Origin of the sequence: Cereibacter changlensis JA139, from assembly GCF_003034985.1 — a bacterium.
Taxonomy (GTDB): domain Bacteria; phylum Pseudomonadota; class Alphaproteobacteria; order Rhodobacterales; family Rhodobacteraceae; genus Cereibacter; species Cereibacter changlensis.
Genome location: NZ_PZKG01000289.1, coordinates 1 through 2267, shown reverse-complemented (window position 1 = coordinate 2267; position 2267 = coordinate 1). Strand labels below are relative to the sequence as shown.

General features: G+C 57.6%; 1 protein-coding gene and 1 pseudogene. Both read left to right on the top strand.

Features of this window, described 5'->3' with window-relative positions; genetic code table 11:
• Positions 1–482 (top strand): annotated as a pseudogene (locus C5F48_RS23315) (transposase); the annotation flags it as partial.
• 485 nt (positions 483–967) lie between these two features.
• Positions 968–2137 carry a sensor histidine kinase gene (locus tag C5F48_RS23310; protein ID WP_107666070.1) on the top strand — a complete coding sequence of 390 codons (1170 nt, stop codon included), beginning with the start codon at positions 968–970 and terminating at the stop codon, positions 2135–2137.
• Positions 2138–2267 lie beyond the last annotated feature (130 nt).

Here is a 2267-nt window from a genome sequence, read left to right as displayed (position 1 = left end):
CCGGACCGACTTCCTCCTCAGCCTCGCCGACCGCGGCCTGCGCGGCGTGAAGCTGGCGACTGCCGGCGATGGCAAGGGGCTTCGGGCCGCCGCACGCCGCGTCTTCGACGCCTCCCAGCAGCGGCGCCGGGTTCACTGGATGCGGAACGCGCTCGCACACGCCCCGATCAAGCAGCGTGCGGCGGTGCCGGTTATGCTGAAGACGATCTTCGTCCAGGGAACCAAGGTTGAAGCCGAGGCCCAATGGGCAGTCGTTGCCGATGCACCTTGCGTCAAGCGGCGCAAGCTGGCTGCCATAATGAACGCTTCCCGCAACAACGTCTTGGCCAATATAGACTTCACGCGCGAGTACCGGGCGCAAAGCGCCAACATAAATCAACTCGAACGGGTGAACCGCGAGATCAAGCGGCGCGCTGATGCTGGAGGTCAATGACGATTGGGCGGTAGCACGCCGCTACTTGGCGATCGAAAAGCTGGTCTGAGTCAACGAAAATCCCACCGTCAGGCTGACGGCCGTGGGCGCCTGATCAGTCTCGGTCTTCCGGAGGTCGGCGCCCCTACACCAAGCGTTGGGATGTCACCCACACGCTTGACAGATGGGGCAACGGGCACGACTGTGAAGACCCTGCGGCACGTCTTGCTGCCCGGCCGGAGACCAGGTGAGGAGCATAGTTGACCGCATTGGTTGAGTGCCGCAACAACGCTCTCCGTGGAGCGCCATGACACGTAAACTAACTCCATTAGCGACTGAAATCTGGCTAGATCATTGACCCAAAATCTCCTGTTATCGCAGCTTCCTATTGCGGCATATGCCACGGATGGTGGTGGCCTGATCACGGCATACAATGATCTTGCCGCTGAACTCTGGGGCCAGCATCCCGCCGTCGGCCAGACTCGATGGTGCGGTGCGTGGCGCCTCAAGGACGCCTTCTGCGCCCCACTTGCTCTGGAACGGTCGCCCGTGGCCATGGCGCTCAGTTCGCGAGAAGAACTCTCGCAAACGGACATAGTAGTGGAACGGCATGACGGATCAAGAACTCCGATTAGATCCCAGACGCGGCTGATTTCAGAAGGCGGAGCTATAGCATGCAGCGTCACACTCCTCTGCCGCCACACCGCCGGAGGCCTTGACAGGCTTCAACAAGAACGCCTCGCCGCTATCGTATCGACCTCCGATGATATAATAATTGGCAAGACGCTCGACGGCATCGTTACATCGTGGAACGCAGCAGCTACCCGGATCTTAGGATATGCGCCTGAAGAGATGATAGGTCGATCTATCACGCGCATTATCCCGCCGGAGTTAATGGAAGAAGAAACGTATATAATTAGCAAACTCCGTAGCGGCGAAAAAGTTGACCACTTCGACACCGAGCGCTTGAGCAAAGACGGTCGGCGGGTCGCGCTGTCGCTAACCGTGTCTCCTTTGAGGGATGAGTTTTCCAACATCGTTGGCGCTTCCAAGATCGGCCGGGACATTACCGAAAGAAGAAGAGCCGAGGATCTTCAGCGCCGTCTGTTCGACGAACTCAATCACAGGGTGAAGAACACACTTGCCACCGTTCTGGCACTTGCGAAGCAATCAGCACGGCGAGCAGTAAATCCAGCACAGTTTGCAGAGAGTTTTTCCGGCCGGGTGCAAGCTCTGGCTAGGGTGCATGATCTCCTTGTGCGCGGTGAGATGGTAGGCAGCGAACTGGCCAGCCTTGTCCAAGCTGAGGTTCTGGTAGGCGCAAAGGCCGATGGTCGAATAGAAATTTCCGGCCCGCCCCTTATCCTCGACCCGAGAACTTCGGGACAAATCGGATTGACTTTGCACGAACTCACGACCAACGCGAAAAAATTCGGGGCGCTTAGCACAGCAACGGGTCAGCTCCTTGTTGAATGGAAGATTCTGCCTCAACAGCAGGAGCTGCATTTCTTGTGGAGGGAGAGCGGGGCGCCTGCCCCCGTCGCCGGAAACCCTGGGTTCGGAATGTCCCTAATAAGGCAGACGATTGAATCCGCCGGCGGAACATCAGAACTGGATTTTAGGGAAGATGGGCTGCAATATTCTATTCGACTGCCGCTTTCACACTCCCTGGCAAGAAAAGCAGGCTTTGATGTGGGAAACGAGTCTGCTGGAAAGTGGATTTGAGAACTTGCTCTTGCGTCGAGGAGCACACCGGGTAGGGTTGCCAGAGGGCAACGGGGCTGTGTCCGCTTTTTTGCGGTTTCTGCGATAAGGGTAAACGCTAACATGGCGAACGCGAAATTAGACCAAACAA

What these genes read in the sequence shown, in the direction of transcription:
- C5F48_RS23310 (WP_107666070.1), top strand. Translation starts at nt 968, where the DNA reads ATGGCGCTCAGTTCGCGAGAAGAACTCTCGCAAACGGACATAGTAGTG.